This is a genomic window from Peribacillus sp. JNUCC 23, from assembly GCF_053653995.1.
In genome coordinates this window covers 1,598,824-1,619,779 of the sequence record NZ_CM132202.1, presented here as the reverse complement: position 1 = coordinate 1,619,779, position 20,956 = coordinate 1,598,824, and the positions used below count along the sequence as shown (strand labels likewise).

The following is a 20,956-nucleotide window of genomic DNA, read 5'->3' as shown; positions in this document are numbered from 1 at the left end:
TCACCTCCACTACTATTTTATCATGTATAGGATCTAGAAGCGACCTTCTTTTCTTAATTTTTTCAATATAATTCCATTGTTCAATTTCATTTCACTCAGATTGTTGAACTTATATGTACCTTAAATTGTTTAATAAGATCAACCTTCTTTCCGGTATTATGAATGACAAGCCTCATCTGATGAGGTCCAACTGGTATATCTTTTATAATAAAGGCAGCTGTATTTACTGCTTTTACTTTCTTGTCGTCCATATAAACATAAACAGTCGTCTGGTGCTTTTGATTATGATTTGAAAAAGAATAATCCTTTATATAGCATTCCACGAATACCGAATTTCCCTTAACGAAATAATTTACATTGAAAGGATCGCTGATTTCGTTCTTCGTTGCAGCCTTTGCTACATTTTCTGGCTCTGGAATCTTATTACTACAAGCAGTCAACAAACTCCCAATGAGTAAAATAACTACAAAATATCGCATGAAATAGCCCTCCCTTTGCTTTTAGCTTCTGCAACGGAGAGAGATTTATCCCCTTTTCTACATATAACTTATGTTGAAGGTGTTTTCATCGCTTGAAACATATTCATCATCATCGAAGCAAATTGAACTCCATCAGAAAACTTCGACACTCGGTCTGGAATCGACTTCTTAAAGAAAAAAACTGCATCTGTATCTAATTTTTCAAGCAATTGGGGATTCCTCATTAATTTACGATACCAATGTGGCTGCATCCTTAACAATTTCAATAAATCTTCATTTTCTTTAATTACCTCATAAACGTCTTGACGCATCAAGATCTCCCCCTTTTTATCAGTCTTTTTTAAACTCAAATGGATTTTTGCGTGTTTCTATTTTTTTCGGCTCTACTTTTACAGACTGATCTCCTTGAAAGGAAGTGAGAATGCCTTGGATGGCTCCCAAAGCTTGGTTGGCATTTGAAATATATTGTTGAACTTGTGCAATATCCATGTTTTTAAATGTATTTACAAGTGTACTAACTATATCCCCTGTATCCGTTTCTTTTGTTTCCTCTACTGGTTGATCTTTTTTCTCTTCCATATATGTGATCCATTTCTCATGAGAGTCACCTAATAAATACCACTCTTCAAACAGCTGCTGCCAAGAATATTTTCCCGCCTTAACTTGATCGGTCAATCCAGGATGTGTTCGTACGAATTCCTTAAATTTATCAACGGATGGGCGTTTTCTCTTAACCATTCTTCCTCACCTCACAATAAAGCATTAGCCTATTTTCAAATTATGCTGAACGAAAAAATATGTGCTACTTAAACAAAACAATCTAGAGTTCATATAATATGAAGAACGCCATACAATAACGTGAAACTTCAATCAGTGAGGGATTTACTGCCCGTTAATGCGAGATAAAATCTTAGAGTATCCAAAAAAAAAAACGAGAAATAAAGTTATTCAAATAACTTTATTTCTCGCCTAACCGTTATTTCCCGATAAAATTTTGCGTGTAATACTTTTGATAAACTCCGACTCCTAAATGAGTAAATTCTTTATTTAGCATGGTATCTCGGTGACCTTTACTATTCAACCATCCTTCCATGGCTTCAATAGCATCTACATATTTGGCTGCTATATTCTCACCCGCGATTGTATACATGACCTCACCTGTCTTCAATCGCTCTGCAAGCTCCCCTTCAGTTGGTGACGTATGCGAAAAATACTCAGCATGATACATATCAGAACTATGAAGAAAAGCTACCTCTGAAGTAGGTTCATCCCAGCTTAACGGATCCAAATCAAAACGACCTCGTATAATATTAGTGAAATCGAATATTTGCTGTTTACTTCCATTCTCTACCTTTAACCAGTCTTCCTCAGAAAATTCAGGTTCGCCCACTAATTCACCACTGTATGTTACCTCATATGGTCTTTGCTTAATCAATGTTTCAGCATTTAAATATCGAACACTGGACACGGTCCCTGTAAATTTATCTAGATAGAGCTGGATGTAAATATCACCTATCTTAATTAACGGTCTTATATTCATATCTTCTTCTGATAACTCAAAACGATAGGAACCTAAATCCGTATCTATATCAACAGATGTCTCAAAAAACAAACTTGAATATATTTCGTCGATCGGTTGTCCAATAGAAAACGGTGAAACATCTGTTGAATCACCTATTCCATAGGCAGATACTACTTTCCCTTTCTCCATTGCCAGCTGAAAATAAGTATCTTGCTTTTTATTATAAATCCACCAGTCATACCCATATGCTGATAAATCTACTCTATCTGGTTCACCAAAAGACTTTAAGACTTCATCTTGACCCTTCCCTATTGTCAACGCCAATCCGCTTTTAGGCTTGATTAATCCATTTTCAAGTGTAGGGGCTTTACTTCTCTCAAGATTCGTCATCCCCCCTGAATTGGCCTCCTTTGATCCATCAAGAACTGCATCCTGCTTGACATTCCAATCAAAATTAAAATAAATTCCTAAAATAAAAAATACAATAACGAAAAAAATAATTCTAGCGAACGTCTTCAGAAGACACTCCCCTCTCTTTTTCTTTTTAAAAAAGTAAAAGCGTCCTGAACTATGAAAGAATCACCAAGTTCCTTAATTCCTATTAGAACGCCTTCTGAGCTTAAGAAATTCCGTATTTTATGTTCCTTTTCTGATGGTCATTTGACAAAGTCTATTTTAAAAAGCCGCACCCGCAGGCATTCTCGCATGATCCCACATACCGTAAATGGATTTTATAACCCATATAACAAGTCAAAATAATTAGTACTCGTTTATTAATTCCTAAATTTCGAGAACAAATCATATGATACTAATTTACCCCTTCATGCCTAATCCTAATTATATCATGATTATTACACTTATTATAGAAAATGGGCCGCTGATATCTTTAGAATAAATGTTAAAAATCCGTTAATATTTATGGAATTTCTGTGAATGATACCAATAAACGGAAAGATAGCGATTGCAACTTGTATAAATTCATACTATTATAAAATATGAGGGAATTTGGTCTATACAAACCTTTAAGGATTATAACATGTACCATTGATTTATTTTATTTACTACATATTTAATTGTATGAATAGGGGGTTTTTTCGTGAGATTCGAACAATATGGATTTGAAAACATGACTGGAGATTTAAATCGCCTTGATAGTCTAATGACTGACTATGGTTTAGTTAGAGCTGAACAATGGGATTACGAACGTGTCAGTTACGATCGTAAATTCGAAGTGAAGGATGGTGTTTTTTATCTTCGTGTACAAGGGTATGCGGTTGAAGGTGATGTAGGGGCTCATAAAGCAGTTATTAAGTTACTAGTTCCACTATTAGGCAAGCATTACTATCCTCACGGTCTAGAATATGGAGAAGATGAACAGTTCCCATCCACCCTAGTTAAACAATGTGAGAGCATATTAGCAGAGTTGAAAAAAGAACTGGATGAATTCAACGGATTATAAGAAATATCAAAAAGAAGAGGATGCCCCAAATGGGTCTTGGCCTCACACTTTACACACAGTTTATAGTGTTACAAACACTTAACTTAAACTGTATATTGTAATAGTGGAGCCTAAACCTTTGTTTTTGGGACATCCCCTTTTTTCTAGAATGTATTCAATCTTTTCAATTTAAGTGCCAAGAATAGCTTTAATAAGCGATGTAGTGTCTCCACCTGGGTAAAGAACATATAATAGAAAATACACTGCAAGCCCCGTTATTCCAGTTAAGAACCAAATAACACTTGTAAATGGCCCAATCTTGCGGTGAGTAGCAAATTTCTTTTTAAAAGCTAAAGTAAACATCATGATACCAAGTATTGCTCCTACAGTTGCTAGGGTAATATGAATGACCAGAAAAACGGTATAATAGATTTTAATATCATCTGGGCCACCAAAGGACGTATTCCCAAGAAAAACTGTTCTTGAAGCGTAAATGATAAAGAAAATGATAGCAAATACACCCGCAGCTAACATTGTATTCTGGTGAGCCTTAAAATTACGTTTCTTAATTAAATACCAACCAATTGCCACGGTGATTGAACTCAAGACAATAAAAAACGTACTAATCGTTGGAAGAATTGGTAAAGACATAATCTGCTTTAACGCCCTCTCTATTTATATTCATCGTATTCATTTTATAAGACATCATTCAAAAATTCAACAAGTTCGTATATTCTTAACAGAATGCTCACTTTTAAAGATCAAATGAATGCAACTTGCTTTATTTTTTCTTAAAGTTATGATTTCTAGCGTCAATCACAAGGGTATTTACGATACAAAAAAGCAAAGGGTCAGACCACGCAACAACTAAATACAGTACAAGATTAGTGTAAGAGACACTACAGACTGATTAGAGTGCGAGGTCAGACCCTTTTGAGAAATCCTCGATAAAATCTTCTAATTTATTTTTATTGTTAAGATTTTCATGCAAAGTTCTATTTAACTGGCTGTAAATGGGGCGGGATAGGGTCTATTTCATCATTTGATCCGTTTTCCTTACGGTACCATGCGAAGAAAATATAACCTAGTGTAACGCCAAGAACAATTTCTTGAATAATCTTCATAAGAACGCCACCAAGTTGTTGATCATCCATGATTGGAAGTCCATTAAACATTTCAGGACCACTTAAAGTTAAGCCAGACAGTGCAGAAGCTGGAACACATAATTCCATTGCCACTAACCAAGCAGACGCATCTGAATAAGTTGAAAACAACGGATCAGTTGCAAAAATAATTAGTGCACAAGCAGGCGTCATTAAGATTCCACTTCCAAATACATAGGCAATTTTCTTAACACCAGAAAGACTAGCTCGTTCAGGCAATTGATTGACTAGTGGAAACCACATAAATATGGCCGAAATAAACAGCAGTATCGTATACCCTGCATGTAACAACATATCAGTTTTCACAAAATCGAAAACTAAAGGAATATGGTAAAAAGAAAATAAAGCGTTAAAAGTAATTAATGCAAAAAGTGGTTTCGTAAAGACATTAAACATCCCTTTAATTAATGGTACGTGAAGGATATAACGCCAAAGCCATTCAGGGATTCCCATTATTAGCAAGGGCGGTACAACTAAATACAAAAAAGCCATTTGAGCCATATGTGCACTGAACATAATATGTCCCAGTAAATCCAAAGGAGATCCCTTAACAACGTACAATAACACAATTGCTGTAATGAAAAGTGCTTGCTGCTTTATTCCTACTGGTTCATTATTAATAAACTTACGGCGAAATTTAGATACGAGTAAAACATAACTGACAATGACCAGAATCAAAGAAACTAAGAAATATGGACTCCATAATGCACGAAAACCAAAAATATCGATAGACATATTTAACACCTCTATTTTACACTTATTACCCCTATTATACCTCTTTTTCTATAACAGAGACTAGTATTTCCCTTAAAATTGGTTACTTTTAACAATCCAGTCTTCGTATGAACCAAAACATTGTTATCCAATAATAGACAGGATAAGAAAGAGCCGGCCCTAAAGCACCGACTCAACTGTAACACTATAATCCAGATTGATTAGTTAGTATTTTTGAACCAGGCAGTTTAAAGCGCCAGCTCTTTCTCAAAAATTAAAGCCAAACGATTGTAAGAAAGACAAGGACAGTGATTAACCCTACTGTCAATCCAGAATAAATAAATAACGCAATCGTTTCATGTCCCTTATGCTTCATATGCATAAAATAATAAAGCTGAAAAATGACCTGAATTGCAGCAAGAAGAAGAATGACTGGAATTGTAAACCAACGTGAGATTGATTCCATTGCCACCATTGCAAAGGCGATAAGCGTAAAGAAAATCATCATTGAAAAAGTAATGACTTGATGCTTCATTTCTTCTGCATTTTGTTTGCGTCGATATTCTAAATTTAAATTCGGGTTCGCTGAATTAGATTGTTGATTTGTCATCAGTTATCCCACCATTCCCATTAAATAAACGACCGTAAAGATGAATACCCAAACTACGTCAATAAAGTGCCAGTATAAACTTGCAACAAAGAATTTAGGTGCATTATATAAGCTTAAACCACGTTTTGCATTTCGCAACATAAGTGATAAAAACCACATTAGACCAAACGTGACATGCGCGCCATGAAATCCTACAAGCGTATAGAAGGCTGAACCATATGCGCTACTAGTAAATGTATGACCTAAATGAACATAATGATTAAATTCATAAACTTCTAATGCTAGGAAACTAAAGCCAAGCACAACCGTAATAAGAAGCCAAGTTTGCATTTTCTGGAAACTGTTATTTTTCATGTGATACATTGCATAAACACTTGTTAATGAACTTGTTAATAAGATCATTGTCATTGCAAATGTTAGCGGGATTTCATATAAATCCTTAGCAAGCAGCATTCCTGAATCTGGCACCTTATCTTTTAACGCAAGATAGGTTGCAAAAAGCGAAGCGAAAAGAACAGTCTCTCCACCAAGGAACAACCAAAATCCTAAATATTTATTTTTTCCTTCTAGCGTTGCTGTTTCAGGAGCCGCAGGCCATGTAGCATCTGTAAATTTTTCTTCTACGTGCATTATGCCTTTACCTCCTTATCTTTATCGTCCATCAAGTCTTCTTTATGAATGTGGAACCCGTGATCGTCTTTTATCGAACGAATCAGCATTGAACCGAATGTAATCAATAAACCAATAATAATAACTGGTATTGTCCAAGGCTTATCATCCATGTTGTACAATGCCCCAAATGATGCAATGAACAAACCGAAAGTAATACATATAGGAATGATAGATCCATTTGGCATGTGAATGTCACCGAGCGGTTCTGCAGGTGTCATTTCCTTTTTACCTTCCATTTTTTCAATCCAATAAGCATCTAAGCCGCGAGCAAGTGGCAACTGCTTAAAGTTGTAGAACGGCGGTGGTGAAGGAATCGCCCACTCCAATGTACGTCCGTCTCCCCATGGATCGTTGCCAACTCTTACGTTTTTCACAGAAGTAATAATAATATTGATTAACAAAATTATTACTCCCACTGCCATAAACATTGCTCCTATTGTACTTACTAAGTTAGATATGTCCCAACCTTGCCCTGGAAGATACGTAAATACACGGCGCGGCATCCCCCATAAACCTAGGAAGTGTTGGATGAAGAAAGTTAAATGGAATCCAATTAAGAATAACCAGAAAGTAAACTTCCCTAATGTTTCATTTAACATCGTTCCAAATATTTTTGGCCAATAATACGTAATACCAGCTAGAATACCAAGGACAACTCCACCAACAATTACATAGTGGAAGTGAGCTACAACGAAGTAACTGTCATGATATTGATAATCTGCAGGTGCAGCAGCAAGCATAATCCCAGTTACTCCCCCCATCGTAAACGACGGGATAAATGATACAGCATATAGCATTGGAACCGTGAATCTGACACTTCCGCCCCACATGGTAAAAATCCAGTTAAAGATCTTGATTCCTGTTGGTACAGCAATCGCCATCGTAGCTACTGCAAAAATCGCATTCGCTATCGGACCCAAGCCAACCGTAAACATATGGTGAGCCCAAACCATGAATCCTAAGAAACCAATTAAAACAGTTGCAAATACCATAGATGAATATCCGAATAGTCTTTTCCTTGAAAATGTTGCTAAAATTTCAGAGAAAATACCAAACGCAGGTAAAATTAAGATATACACCTCAGGATGCCCGAAAATCCAGAATAAATGCTCCCAGATAATTGTATTACCGCCTGCAGCAGCATCAAAGAAATTCGCTCCAAACATTCTATCAAAAAGCATTAAAGTTAATCCAACCGTTAACGGAGGAAAAGCAAAAAGTATTAGTGCAGAAACAACAAAAGTTGTCCATGTAAACATAGGCATTCTCATATAGGTCATACCTGGAGTTCGCATATTAATGATCGTAACAAGAAAGTTAATTCCTGCAATAAGCGTACCAAATCCTGATATTTGAAGTCCTAATACATAGAAGTCTACTCCATGTCCTTGAGAATGGATGGATAATGATGCATATGATGTCCATCCCGCATCAGGTGCGCCGCCCAGGAACCATGAAAGGTTCAGCATAACACCACCGAAGAAAAACATCCAAAAACCTAAAGAGTTTAGAAATGGAAACGCGACATCACGCGCTCCAATTTGAAGCGGCATGACAGCATTCATTATTCCCAATAATATAGGCATCGCTGCCAAAAAAATCATGGTAGTACCATGCATCGTTATCATTTCATTAAAAACTCCGGCACTCATAAAGTTATTATCAGGTACTGCAAGCTGAATTCTAATGAACATCGCTTCCAAGCCACCGAGAATAAAGAATAGTCCGCCGGATATTAAATAAAGAATGGCGATTTTTTTATGGTCGACTGTTGTCATAAAATCCCATAACGTTGCGCCAAATCCTTGTTTCTTAGCGTACGTACTCACGATTTAACCTCCAATTCAATCAATATGTTTACTTATCTTCAACTTTAAGATTAAGTAAATATTCAGCAAGTGCATCAATCTGCTCATCTGTCAATTTGCCATACTTACCAGCCATTGTGTTACCTGGTTTGTAATCATCTGGAGCTTTAATCCAGTTTTTCAAATTTTCTTTATCATGAGGCAGAAAACCAGCAATACGTTCACGCTCTCCAAAGTTTGCAAGGTTAGGTCCCATCCCAGCGCCATTGCCACTTGTTGAAACAGCATGACATCCAATACAACTTTGATTGAAGATTTCTTGTCCTTGTTGTGCTAATTCGCCTTCAGCAACTTTTGGTTCTTTGGCAACAGTCTGCATACTCTTTACCCAAGAGTTAAAATCATCTTTAGATTTCGTTACGACTTTAAAATCCATTAAGGCATGGGAAGGTCCGCAAAGTTCTGCACATTTTCCGTAAAATAAATTTTGCGCTTCATTCGACTTCTTACTATCGAATACAAGATACATTTGGTTAACGCCGTCTACGTTCGTATCCATTTTACCGCCTGCTGCCGGTACCCAGAATGAATGCTTAACATCTGAAGCTTCAAGATTAAAGTAAACCTTTTCATCTGTAGGTACAACTAAATCCTGGCTTGTGAAAATCCCATAATCGGGATATTCAAATTCCCACCAGTATAGGTTTGCTCGGACGTTAATAACTACAGCATCCTTTGTTTTACCATCCTTATCCTTCACTTCCATAGCGGAAGTATCAGCCAACTCGAATGTGTAAGTTACGACTGGAATCGCCATAATAATTAAAAGCAAGATTGGGATAGTCGTCCAAATCACTTCCAGTTTGTGGCTTCCTTCAACTTGTTTCGGAATACTTTCGTCACCATCTTTACGACGGAAACGAACGATAGCGGTAACAAAAAGAATGACTACCACGATGATAACCACTACCATGATTAACGTACTTAATACCATCAAGTCAAACTGTTTTTGCGCTACTTCTCCAGCTGGTTTTAGCGCGGATAGATTTGCTTCTCCACAGCCTGCTAGAATTAGCGTCATTATCGCGAATAATGAAATCAGACGCCACTTTCTAAGCCTTTTTTTCATGCTTTAGAAACCCCTCTTTCGTAAAAAATTTCTCACAATTATTAAATGTGCAAGTTTTGAATTTCTTTCTATCTTAAATTTCTAATTAAAGAAAGAATTCCCTTTTGAAGGAATAAAAAAAAATAAAGTGAATCTTCAATCAGGCTTTTATGAGGCAGTTCTCCTCTCTTACGCTTCTTTGATTCCTCGAAGCCTTAAGGGATGGGGTCTTACTGCCCATTAATGTGGGATAAAAGTGATGCGTTATGATAACAATTCTATTTACTCTTAAACAATTGTCTATGTATTATCAGAATGCCTCATAAGGGTACTGCCCTTTTGAGACATTCTTAGAATTTTTTTAGTTAACTACTTAAATAAGTGTAAGTATGACCATTGCTACAAACAAAATAGTCATGTAATTTAATGAATAGACAAACATTAGCTTGGCCCATTTTAAGTCGTCTTTCATTTTATATCCATAAATTCCAAGGATAAACCATCCAACACTTAAGATTGTTGCTAATACTACATATGTTGTCCCAAGAGCTGTCATGAAAAACGGAACAGGAATCAACCATGCTACCCAAAGGACCATAGATCTTTTGGTAGCTTTAAATCCTTTAACAACTGGAAGCATCGGGACACCAGCAGCGCGGTATTCTTCCACTCTTTTCATTGCGAGTGCATAGAAATGTGGAGGTTGCCATAAAAACATAATTAAAAATAACATCCAGGGAATGATTCCTAATCCAGGATCAACTGCTGCCCACCCAATTAATGGTGGCATTGCCCCGGAAATACTGCCAACTACTGTATTTGATACATACCTTCTTTTGGTAATCATTGTATACAGAACAACATAAGCAAAAACGCCAATACTACCCAAGATTGCAGTTGTCATATTAGTCATTGCTAGCATAGCGATCCCAAGGCCAATCAATACAAAGCTAAGAATCAGAACTTTTGAAGCACTTGCCTTGCCGGTAACAGTAGGACGATTTTTCGTTCTTTCCATCAAATGATCAATATCCCGATCATAATAATTATTAAAACTGCATGAGCCAGCCATTATTAAAGCTGAGCCAGCCAAAGCAAAGAACACTTTATCCAAATTCGTTAAAAATGGCATGCCAGTAAAATGCAGTGCAAGCCATATACCAGTAAAGGTTGTTATCAAATTAGAATTTACGATTCCTATTTTTATTAAAGCAAGGAAATCCTTCCATGGTGTTGTTTCATTGTCAGAAATAGATATAGAGTTAGTTTTCATATCAGCTTCTGTCAATACTCTCGAATCAGACATTATTCATTCCTCCTTAGAGTATTTCGACAAATACGTTAATGTATTTAGGTTCCTTACCATTATTCCATACTTTTCATTATTTGTAACTATGGAAGCGTCAAATTATTAAAAGCAATGTTACCCAAAGCTTCGACAACTTTCCTAATATAGAGACTGGCACCCAAAATACTATAAAAGCAAAATGAAGTAAATACCTTTTTCTGATATTAAAACACACTTTCCAATTCTTTTGTGTATGTTTTTCCTTTTCTTTATGACGGAATTGTGACTCTATCAGGAAAGATCTTCACTTCCACCTTGCCTAAGGACTAAACAATTAGAAATCATTTTTATACATACTCTTTATTTCTACCAGACTCTTTGAAAACTTTCAACCTTCTTTATGAAAAATCTAAATAATTAGACTATAATTTTTCTCCACTGATTAAGTTAGATTAGTTCTAAAGGTATAACGATGTATAACTCTTATTGTAATATCCTTTTCACGTGGCTATCGTGGCTATTATCAAGTAAGTGTTTTTCTATAACTAAAAGTGCGTGTTCAAAAAGTCCCCAAATAACTGATTACACATATAATTACAATAATTGTCGAAATATTGACATCATAGTTGATATAAATATGCTAAGATACATACATAGTCAAAATTGTAATTACTCAAAAGCATTTAAAGAAGGTGGAGTACATGCAAAAGCGTTTAAAATGGTTTGCTGTTTTAACAACGTTAGGGATGTTGCTTATTTTATTAGGAGGTGCCCTCGTAACTAAAACGGATTCTGGTATGGGTTGTGGGCGTTCTTGGCCATTATGTGAAGGCCAGCTCATTCCAAAAGTAATTACACCAGAACTATTAATTGAATTCGCACACAGAATAGTATCCGGTGTTGTGGGTCTCATGGTTCTCATTCTTTCTGTTTGGAGCTGGAGAAAGATTGGTGATATCCGGGAAACTAAATTTCTTTCTGCTCTCTCTTTTTGCTTTCTTCTTCTTCAAGGATTAATCGGAGCAGCTGCAGTTAAATGGGGACAATCCGATTTTGTACTCGCTGCTCATTTTGGGATTTCATTAATTTCTTTTGCTGCTGTTTTCTTGCTAACATTACTGATCTTTGAAGTGGACAAGAAGTTTGAAGCAGATAAATTGATCGTTGACAAACGAATGAAATTTCATATCTTCGGTTTAATCTCTTATTGTTTTTTTGTAGTCTATACTGGCGCATTAGTAAGGCATACAGAATCCAGTCTTGTATGTAAAGACTGGCCGCTTTGTGTCAATGATGAGTTTATACTACCTTCTAACATGTATGAATGGGTACAAATGGGTCATAGGGCAGCTGCTGGGCTCATTTTCATTTGGGTCCTTTATATAACGGTTCTAGCATTTAGGCGGTATCGACAGCAGAAAGTACTCTATTGGGGTTGGCTTTATGCGTTAATCCTTGTTTTTCTTCAAGTAGTCGCTGGGGCTTTTATTATCTATTCAAGACTGAATCTGATAATCGCACTCTCTCATGCCTTATTTATCGCCTGTTTCTTTGGCGTTCTCAGCTATTTACTACTTTTAACCTCTAGAAGCAAAAAGAATGAATTGGCATTAATACAAACAACGCATATGAAAAATAAAGATGAAGACATATCAAATTCTTCAGTCACGATTCATTAATACAAACGAAAAATAGAAGGCTGACCTAGGTCAGCCTTCTATTTTTCGTTATTTAGTTATTTCTATTAATAAATCTCCTGTACTAATTGCATCGCCATTTTTAACATGGATATCTGTAATAACTCCAGAGAATGGAGCTTGTACAGTCGTTTCCATTTTCATTGCTTCATTTATAATAAGGTGATCCCCTTGCTTAACTTGATCTCCTTTTTCAACAACTACTTTTAGTACTGTACCTGGCATTGTAGCTCCAATATGTGATTGATTTTTCGAGTCTGCTTTAGGCTTGGCTTGAACAGATGACTTTATGCCCTCATCTTTTATGATTACTTCACGGGATTGACCGTTTAATTCAAAATAAATCACTCTTGTACCATCAGCTTGCGGCTCGGAGATCGAAACAAGTCTAACAATTAAAGTCTTACCTACTTCGATTTCCACTTCTATTTCTTCACCAAGCCCCATACCATAAAGGAATGTTGGCGTATCTAGGTGCGATAAATCACCAAACTGTTCGCATGTTTTTACATAATCCAAAAATACTTTAGGATAAAGCGCATAGGCTAATACATCAAAACTTGTAACCGGTCTACCAAGTTCTTTAAATAAGTCATCTCGTAATGCAGTAAAATTAACCGGCTCTAATAATTCACCAGGTCTTACGGTAATTGGAGCTTTACCTTTTAGAATCACTTCTTGTAATTCTTTAGGGAATCCCCCTTCTGGCTGACCTAAATACCCTTCAAAAAGTTCAATCACTGAATTTGGGAAATCCATTGTCTTTCCTTTTGTCATGACATCTTCTTCAGATAGATCGTTTTGGACCATGAATAGAGCCATATCACCAACAACTTTGGAAGAAGGCGTAACTTTAACAATGTCCCCAAACATTATATTTACACGGCGATACATTTCTTTCACTTCATTCCATCGATCGCCTAACCCTACTGCCTTTGCCTGTTGCTGAAGATTGCTGTATTGTCCGCCAGGCATTTCGTGTTGATAAATTTCTGTATGTGGTGAAACCATGCCACTTTCGAAATCATGGTAATACGCTCTTACACCTTCCCAATAGGTAGACAATTTCTCAAGAGAATTAATTTCAAGCTTCGGTTGACGTTTCGTTCCTTCAAGGGCGTAATAAAGCGTTTGAGCACTTGGTTGAGAAGTGAGCCCAGCCATTGAACCAAGTGCTGTATCAACAATATCAACACCTGCATCTATCGCCCTTGCATACATATACGTACCATTTCCACTTGTGTCGTGAGTGTGTAAATGAATCGGTATATCTACAGTATCTTTAAGTTCCGAAATCAATCGATAAGCAGCCTCTGGTTTTAAGAGACCTGCCATATCCTTGATTCCAAGAATATGTGCTCCCTGGTTCTCCAATTCCTTCGCTAAATTTTTATAATAGTCAATTGAATATTTCACTCGTGTTGGGTCGTTTATATCTCCTGTATAACAAATAGCTGCTTCTGCTATTTTCCCGGATTGTCGAACAGCGTCAATAGCAACTTCCATTCCTTTAACCCAGTTTAAACTATCAAAAATCCGATATACGTCGATCCCTGCTTGTGAAGATTTTTGGACGAATTCCTCAATTACATTATCCGGATAGTTCTTATAGCCAACAGCATTAGATGCGCGTAAAAGCATTTGGAAAAGGACATTTGGTGCTTTCTTTCTTAACCCAAGAAGCCTGTCCCATGGATCTTCTTTCAAGAAATTATAAGCTACATCAAACGTAGCTCCTCCCCACATTTCAAGAGAGAACAGATTCGGCACCAGTTTTGCCGTTGGTTCAGCAATTTGCAATAAATCTGTTGTTCTAATCCTTGTTGCTAAAAGAGATTGGTGAGCATCACGAAACGTCGTATCTGTGATCAGGACATCATTTTGTTCTTTAATCCATTTCACGAGACCATCAGCACCATTTGCGTCAAGTATCTGCTTTGTTCCTGGCTGTGTCGGAACATCTGCTGAGATTATTGGAATGATTGGTTTTTCAAACACTGGTTTCTTCTTCTTTTCCACTCCAGGAAAGCCGTTTACTGTTACATTCCCAATATAGGAAAGCATCTTCGTACCACGGTCTTTACGCACAGGGAAGGAAAACAGTTCAGGTGTTGTATCAATAAACGAAGTGTCATATTCACCAGTTATAAATTTCTCATGTTTTACTACATTTTCAAGGAACGGAATGTTTGTCTTAATTCCACGAATCCTGAATTCTTTTAAATTACGCACCATTTTCGCTGCAGCTTTTTCAAAGGTAAGTGCATGAGTCGAAACTTTAACTAATAAGGAATCATAATAAGGTGTTATAACTGCACCTTGGAATGCGTTCCCTGCATCCAAACGTACTCCAAAGCCACCGCCAGAACGATAAACTGCCAATTTCCCAGTATCCGGCATAAAATCATTTAATGGATCTTCAGTTGTTACCCTTGACTGGATAGCAAAACCATTCGTTGTAATTTCAGCTTGATGAGGGATACCAATTTCCTTTTCGTATAATTTATGACCTTCAGCAATTAATATCTGTGACTGAACAATATCTATTCCAGTAATCATTTCAGTAAGAGTATGCTCAACTTGTATACGTGGGTTTACTTCTATAAAGTAAAATTCATGATTTGCAACAAGGAATTCAACCGTCCCCGCATTCACATAGTTAACATTTTCCATTAATCGTACAGCAGCTTCACAAATTCTCATTCTTAGATCTTCTGTTAAAGAAACGGATGGAGCTACTTCCACTACCTTTTGGTGACGTCTTTGAACGGAACAGTCACGCTCATATAAATGAACAATTTCCCCATGTTTGTCTCCAAGGATCTGTACTTCAATATGTTTTGGATTTTGAATAAAGCGTTCAACGTATACTTCATCATTACCGAAAGCCGCTTTCGCTTCAGATTTTGCTCTTGTATACGCCTCCTGAACTTCTTCTAGGTTGTTAACAATACGCATGCCTCGTCCACCACCGCCAAGCGATGCTTTAATAATAATTGGAAAACCATGCGTTTGACCAAATGCCTCTACATCTTTCACAGAAGTTGCAGGACCATCACTTCCTGGAATAACAGGAATATTCGCTAGTTCAGCTTGAGTTCTTGCTTTTACTTTATCACCGAACATATCTAAATGTTTTGTCTCAGGACCAATAAAAATAATTCCTTCTTCCTCACAACGACGAGCAAAATCAATATTTTCTGCTAAAAATCCATATCCAGGATGAATCGCATCAACATTTTTTTTCTTGGCAATTTCAATGATCCCTTCAATATCTAAATAAGCATCAATTGGTTTTTTTCCTTCCCCAACTAAATATGCTTCGTCCGCTTTAAAACGATGGTAAGAATTTTGATCTTCTTTTGAGTATACAGCTACAGTTCTGATATTTAATTCTGTACAAGCTCGAAAAATCCTAATTGCGATTTCTCCCCGATTTGCTGCCAAAACTTTTTTTATACGTTTTACCATTAACTCACACCTACTTTTATGTATTTTTCATTTGTATATTGTAAAAAGAGCAAGATTCAAATCAAGATCTTATTCACACATAGTTATTGCACATTTAAACAATTTTTATTATGAGGCATAGTTTGAACATTACGACATTTTTATTCATAATTTTGGTCCAAAAAACCGTTTTAGTCAATGGTTTTTTAAAATTCAAAATAGTTTTGATTATAGAATTTATTATTGCATAGTATAATACAATTATAATAAAAAAGTATATAACAATAATAGGAATCTAATATAATATAATTGAATTATATAAAAAAACTCAAACAACTATGATGATTCGTTTGAGTTAATTTCTTACTATATTATTTTCGTAAAGAAGCCTCATGTAAAGCAGATAGTTCCCTCTCAAGCGATTCTAAGAGTGACTTTCCTTCCGTCTCATCGACTAAACCTAAACGAACAGCGAAATCTATTTCACGAGATAGGCCGTACATTTGAGTATCTAGAACCTCTTCATATAGAGGACATTGAGGCATAGTTAAATTATCCATTTGTACTTTTATCAATTTAAGAATCTTGTCAGCATCTGCTTTTAATAAAGCATAAGCTTTTTCTTGATGATTGACAAGCATTTCAGATGCCATACGAAATCCCCCCGCCAATGAAGCGTACATTCTTATCTATAAATTTTACCCTTAGTTGTCTAAAAAAGCAAGGATAATTAGATAAGCCGTCACCCAGCTCTTATCTACAATAATCTATCTATTCAAACATATAATAGTAAGCCAATTTAACTCTTAGAAAAACGTTAACGTCTTATTGTATAAGGACAAACTGATCGCTCCTGAATTTTTGGCTTCGTCGGCGTGGACCATGTCCTTTGGTAGCGCCTTTATAGTATTATACACCCTGTATGCTTCAGAAAGCTTAGACGCGAACAAGAACCGAACCATTTGGGAGAACGACTTTGAAACCACCTGGACAAATGAAAAGGTTTTCTGTGACTTTTTTAGCAAGTTTCTTTATACTTATTCTTGTATAATTATTGTTAGAGTCTTTTTGACCATACATACAGAGAGGAATGTTTATAGATGGAGCCCATCGTATTTATTCAAGGGAAAGTGAAATTTCCAATAACATTAGATCCTGGGGTTTGGATCTTTGACGACCGTAAAGTTGAAATTGAAACCTATTTTCAGGCTGAGAAGAAAGTGGAAAATGAATTAGAGGAATATACGATTGCAGCATCCAAGCATTGGGAAAAAGAAATCCGCGAGGGAGCAACAATGCCCCCAACATTAAAGACAGAAAGAAAGTTTGAGAAACAACGTCTATTAGAAGGTACGTTTGTCATTCCTTTCAAGCCTTTTCTGGATAATGCTGAACCCGATTCTAATGCCTCTGAAGTTGTTGTCAAAACAGCGAATACGGAACAAGTGTTTACTAAAGAAGCTGCCGAAGCATTTGTTCTAGGCTTTTCTATTGATGGTAAGCCTATAAAAGAAAATGGCCCAATGTACATTTATTTTGGAGATGGATCCAATATTAATCAACCAATTAAAGATGTACAGGCATTTATTATGCGATAATGTAAAGTTAGATCCATGACAAAGTGTCTGAGTGTTTTACCGACTCTTCGTCAAGGAGCAACGTTTTTTCTTTAGGCTGTTCTCGCATACTTTATTGCTTTTAAATGATATTTACACGAATATCCTGGGGTGATTTCCGTTGCAGACACTCCTTTGTACGGGCGGTCTAAAGGAGCCTCCTCAGTGCTTTGCACTTACGGGGTCTCCCTCAACACGCTTCTCTAAGCAGGAGTCTCGCATATCAACTACAATCAACATCTGCTCGAATTTGTTACTTGTTAAAAACAACAAACTTTACGAAAAGAGCCTCTCTTAAAGAGGTTGTTCAAAAAGTTCGGTTAAAAAGCTTGCGAATTGCATTAAGGCTCATAAATGACCTTCTGTTAAAATCGCGCACGTCCTGTGCAAGCCCGGTCCTCAACGTTACTGTATACGCGAATTGATAGAGACAATCGCTCCTCGTACTTATCCTCCTTATTAAACACGCACTTAAAGTAGAGTGGCGGCAAGCTGGGCCAAACCAGATCTTTCTCCTTTTATTAATTTAACATGACCCGCAATCTGTTGTTCTTTAAATTTCTCCACTACATAGGTTAGCCCATTATTATATTCGTCAAGATATGGATGGTCTATCTGTTCGGGGTCCCCCATCAATACGATTTTACTTCTTTCGCCAACCCTCGTTAAAATCGTTTTCACTTCATGTTTCGTAAGGTTCTGAGCTTCATCTATTATGATAAATTGATCAGGGATACTTCGACCTCGAATATATGTGAGTGCCTCGACCTCAATCGAACTCATACCTGCCAAAATTGCATCCAATTCTCCAGGCTTTTTTGTGTTAAATAAATACTCTAAATTATCAAAAATCGGTTGCATCCATGGTCTTAGCTTTTCTTCCTTTTCCCCTGGCAAATACCCTATATCCTTTCCTACCGGCACGATAGGCCTTGCAACAAGTAGCTTTTTATATCGGCCAAGATCTTCAGTTTGCATTAAGCCTGCCGCAAGAGCCATTAGCGTCTTACCTGTACCTGCTTTTCCAATTAGAGTAACGAGAGGAATATCTGATCTAAGAAGAATCTCCATCGCCATAATCTGTTGAACATTTCTAGCTTTAATGCCCCATATATGATCTTCATCAAAGATCAATTTTCTTGCGGTCTTTCCAGTAAAATCAACGAGAGCAACAGCAGAAGCGGAGGTACCTAGAATATCTTTCATCAATATAAATTGATTAGGATGGAGTGTTTCTTTTGTAATACTTGAAACAAGCAAACTTCCTTTTCCATAAAATTGATTAAGTAGCTCTCGCGAAACTAAAATTTCTTGAAAGCCACTATAAATATGATCCAGCTCAACAACTCGGTCACTTAGAAAATCTTGGGATAATAACCCAATTGCATCAGCCTTCACACGAACAAGGGTATCTTTACTAACTAAGATGACTGACTTGCCATTTTTTTTCGTTTGTTCTTCAAGTGAAAGGTTTTTAGCTACTGCAAGAATTCGATTATCATTTGTCTTTTCGATGAAAATCTCTTGGAGCTCATGAAAAGAACGATGGTTTAGCTCAATTCTTAATTCCCCACCATTATGCAACATAATTCCGTGATGCAATTTTCCTTTTTCACGAAAACCGTCTATAAGCTTTGAGACTTGTCTCGCATTCCTGCCGATTTCATCCATATATCTTTTCTTTGAATCCAATTCTTCCAATACAACTGCAGGAATGATAACTTCATTGTCTTCAAATGAAAAAATAGCGTATGGATCTTGCAGTAAAACATTCGTATCTAACACATAAATTTTGTTCAAAAGGACGCCTCCCGCCTAATCTTTTGTCGGAATATTTGTGTTGTTATTCAAGGTGGTGACTTCATATATGATAAAGTTCCACCGGCGTATCCCTTCACATTTTTTATTTGCTCGATTGATCGAAACTAAGGTGAATGCCCCTTTTTATAGTGGACGAGACGACTGTTGATAAAATATATGTCAATCTGCATAAAGATAGAAGAACAATTACAGACTATAAAGGAAACTTCCATCAGTATATGCATTCCCGCTCTATGTACTTGTGGATAGTTACCTTTGATAATCTAGAAAAACACATGAAAAATATGAACATAAAGGAGGTCCTATAATTGATAAATCGCATTATACCTTATTTCTTTGCCAGTTTTCTTTTACTGAGCGGCTGTTCTTCACATCAACAAGGTCAAGAGAATGTTAATACGAAGAGGCAACAGGCAACAAATGTGAATCATTCAACGATTCAACAAACAGATCAGGTAACAGATTCTGACACTGCCAAAAGACTTATTGATTTAGCTTCAAAGGTTCCTCATGTAAATGATGCAACTGCAGTAGTTTTTGGTGACTATGCCATTGTTGGGATAGATATTGATTCTGATATTGAACGCTCACAGGTTGGGACGATCAAATATTCAGTTGGAGAAACATTAAAGCATGACCCGTTTGGAGCTAAGGCCGTGGTTGTTGCTGATCCGGACTTAAATGCTCGGATTAAAGAAGTGGCTAAAGATATCCAACATGGAAAACCAGTTCGCGGAATCTTAAATGAACTTTCGGACATTACATCAAGAATTATCCCTGAAGTTCCAGGGGATATTCAAAACCCCACTCCCGCAAAAGCGATTGAAGAACAAAAAGATAATTTAAATAATCATGAAAAAAGGAACTTGGATGACAAACAGGAAAAGCAATCGAATGGATATAAATAAAGGAAATCATCTTACGGTGAGTTTTCTTTCGGAATAAGTACCCTCTCTTCATATATACCATAAACAATCTAGATAATTATTTACTGTATGTTAAGAGAGGGTAAAAGTTCTATGAAGAAATATTTTCTCATTAGGAGAGGGATTATTCCTCTTCTTTTTGCTTTACATTTCTTCATTGTCTAAAAAACGTGGTATACTAAATTATCAAAGTTTTTTGTTAAAGCTATGTTATCTAACGCTGTTAATCTCCAGCTCATATTAACCAAAAATCGTTTTATTAACAATTTTTTAACATAGCCTTTAGTACAGATAATTTTTATTTCGAAAGAGGTTCTTACGATGAAAGTAAAATGTGTAATTTGTGATAAAGTTGAACCCATTCCTACGGATTCTCCAGAAGCAAAAAAGCTCCGAAATCGCCCTATACATACATATATGTGCCAAGAATGTCAGCAAAGAATAGAAGAAAAAACAAAGGCTCGTATTGATACAGGTAATTTCAGACTTTATCGAACTGTTAAGAAGGATGATGAATGGTAAAGACTCCCACCGATCATTTGGCTAAAATCTTTCTTTAACATCATAAAAATTGACTAGATTCAATGTCACTTCATAATTTTTAATTTGAACTCCTCGTCAGTTTAAAAATTATGAGTAGTAAA

19 protein-coding genes are annotated in these 20,956 nt (G+C 36.3%); 5 read left to right on the top strand and 14 right to left on the bottom strand.

All coding sequences use genetic code 11. The features are described 5' to 3' along the window. Nucleotides 1–95: 95 nt before the first annotated feature. The 4 genes from JNUCC23_RS07715 to JNUCC23_RS07700 form a co-directional block, all read right to left on the bottom strand. Nucleotides 96–479, bottom strand: a complete 384-nt coding sequence (locus tag JNUCC23_RS07715; RefSeq protein WP_062181498.1) for a hypothetical protein — start codon at nt 477–479, stop codon at nt 96–98. Nucleotides 480–547: 68 nt separating this feature from the next. Further along, nucleotides 548–790 carry a YlbE-like family protein gene (locus tag JNUCC23_RS07710; RefSeq protein WP_403073153.1) on the bottom strand — a complete coding sequence of 81 codons (243 nt, stop codon included), beginning with the start codon at nt 788–790 and terminating at the stop codon, nt 548–550. 19 nt (nt 791–809) lie between these two features. Then, nucleotides 810–1,217: a spore coat protein YlbD gene (ylbD, locus tag JNUCC23_RS07705; RefSeq protein ID WP_403073151.1), complete on the bottom strand. Its 408-nt coding sequence runs from the start codon at nt 1,215–1,217 to the stop codon at nt 810–812. Nucleotides 1,218–1,455: 238 nt separating this feature from the next. Next, the gene (locus JNUCC23_RS07700) at nt 1,456–2,391 is read right to left on the bottom strand and encodes a CAP domain-containing protein (RefSeq protein WP_253722488.1); all 936 of its coding nucleotides are present in this window, start codon (nt 2,389–2,391) and stop codon (nt 1,456–1,458) included. Nucleotides 2,392–3,097: 706 nt separating this feature from the next. Here JNUCC23_RS07700 and JNUCC23_RS07695 point away from each other — a divergent pair. Beyond that, nucleotides 3,098–3,460 (top strand): YugN family protein, encoded by a 363-nt coding sequence (locus JNUCC23_RS07695; RefSeq protein ID WP_403073148.1) that lies wholly within the window; start codon nt 3,098–3,100, stop codon nt 3,458–3,460. 168 nt (nt 3,461–3,628) lie between these two features. On the opposite strand, the gene JNUCC23_RS07690 is transcribed toward JNUCC23_RS07695, so the two are convergent. From JNUCC23_RS07690 to cyoE, 7 genes are all read right to left on the bottom strand, one after another. Further along, on the bottom strand, nt 3,629–4,090 hold the full coding sequence (locus JNUCC23_RS07690; protein ID WP_403073146.1) for a DUF420 domain-containing protein: 462 nt from the start codon (nt 4,088–4,090) through the stop codon (nt 3,629–3,631). A 344-nt stretch (nt 4,091–4,434) separates the two neighbouring features. Continuing rightward, entirely contained in the window at nt 4,435–5,337 is a 903-nt protein-coding gene (gene ctaG / locus JNUCC23_RS07685; protein ID WP_454215105.1) for a cytochrome c oxidase assembly factor CtaG, read from the bottom strand. Nucleotides 5,338–5,590: 253 nt separating this feature from the next. Next, nucleotides 5,591–5,926 carry a cytochrome c oxidase subunit IVB gene (gene ctaF, locus JNUCC23_RS07680; RefSeq protein ID WP_403073142.1) on the bottom strand — a complete coding sequence of 112 codons (336 nt, stop codon included), beginning with the start codon at nt 5,924–5,926 and terminating at the stop codon, nt 5,591–5,593. Between the two features lie 3 nt (nt 5,927–5,929). Further along, nucleotides 5,930–6,556: a cytochrome (ubi)quinol oxidase subunit III gene (locus JNUCC23_RS07675; protein WP_062181521.1), complete on the bottom strand. Its 627-nt coding sequence runs from the start codon at nt 6,554–6,556 to the stop codon at nt 5,930–5,932. Then, entirely contained in the window at nt 6,556–8,427 is a 1,872-nt protein-coding gene (ctaD, locus tag JNUCC23_RS07670) for a cytochrome c oxidase subunit I (RefSeq protein WP_403073140.1), read from the bottom strand. Before ctaD ends, JNUCC23_RS07675 begins: the two co-directional genes overlap by 1 nt. Before the next feature lie 28 nt (nt 8,428–8,455). Then, nucleotides 8,456–9,535 (bottom strand): cytochrome c oxidase subunit II, encoded by a 1,080-nt coding sequence (gene coxB / locus JNUCC23_RS07665; RefSeq protein WP_403073138.1) that lies wholly within the window; start codon nt 9,533–9,535, stop codon nt 8,456–8,458. A 352-nt stretch (nt 9,536–9,887) separates the two neighbouring features. Continuing rightward, complete coding sequence (cyoE, locus tag JNUCC23_RS07660) at nt 9,888–10,820, bottom strand: heme o synthase (RefSeq protein WP_454215102.1); 933 nt, start codon at nt 10,818–10,820, stop codon at nt 9,888–9,890. A gap of 683 nt (nt 10,821–11,503) precedes the next feature. On the opposite strand from cyoE, the gene JNUCC23_RS07655 reads away from it, so the two are divergent. Further along, nucleotides 11,504–12,481 (top strand): COX15/CtaA family protein, encoded by a 978-nt coding sequence (locus JNUCC23_RS07655; RefSeq protein ID WP_454215100.1) that lies wholly within the window; start codon nt 11,504–11,506, stop codon nt 12,479–12,481. A 48-nt stretch (nt 12,482–12,529) separates the two neighbouring features. Here the strand turns inward: JNUCC23_RS07655 and pyc are convergent, their stop codons facing one another. After that, nucleotides 12,530–15,970 (bottom strand): pyruvate carboxylase, encoded by a 3,441-nt coding sequence (gene pyc / locus JNUCC23_RS07650; protein WP_454215098.1) that lies wholly within the window; start codon nt 15,968–15,970, stop codon nt 12,530–12,532. A gap of 350 nt (nt 15,971–16,320) precedes the next feature. Continuing rightward, nucleotides 16,321–16,602, bottom strand: coding sequence for a YlaN family protein (locus JNUCC23_RS07645; RefSeq protein WP_049680650.1), 282 nt, complete (start codon nt 16,600–16,602; stop codon nt 16,321–16,323). 447 nt (nt 16,603–17,049) lie between these two features. Between JNUCC23_RS07645 and JNUCC23_RS07640 the strand changes: the two genes are divergently transcribed. Continuing rightward, nucleotides 17,050–17,547 carry a peptidyl-prolyl cis-trans isomerase gene (locus tag JNUCC23_RS07640; RefSeq protein WP_454215095.1) on the top strand — a complete coding sequence of 166 codons (498 nt, stop codon included), beginning with the start codon at nt 17,050–17,052 and terminating at the stop codon, nt 17,545–17,547. A 489-nt stretch (nt 17,548–18,036) separates the two neighbouring features. Here JNUCC23_RS07640 and JNUCC23_RS07635 read toward each other — a convergent pair whose 3' ends face one another. Then, nucleotides 18,037–19,365 (bottom strand): PhoH family protein, encoded by a 1,329-nt coding sequence (locus JNUCC23_RS07635; protein WP_403073128.1) that lies wholly within the window; start codon nt 19,363–19,365, stop codon nt 18,037–18,039. Between the two features lie 329 nt (nt 19,366–19,694). On the opposite strand from JNUCC23_RS07635, the gene JNUCC23_RS07630 reads away from it, so the two are divergent. Next, nucleotides 19,695–20,294 carry a YhcN/YlaJ family sporulation lipoprotein gene (locus JNUCC23_RS07630; protein WP_253722490.1) on the top strand — a complete coding sequence of 200 codons (600 nt, stop codon included), beginning with the start codon at nt 19,695–19,697 and terminating at the stop codon, nt 20,292–20,294. Nucleotides 20,295–20,633: 339 nt separating this feature from the next. Next, nucleotides 20,634–20,834 carry a YlaI family protein gene (locus tag JNUCC23_RS07625; protein ID WP_403073125.1) on the top strand — a complete coding sequence of 67 codons (201 nt, stop codon included), beginning with the start codon at nt 20,634–20,636 and terminating at the stop codon, nt 20,832–20,834. Nucleotides 20,835–20,956: the final 122 nt, after the last annotated feature.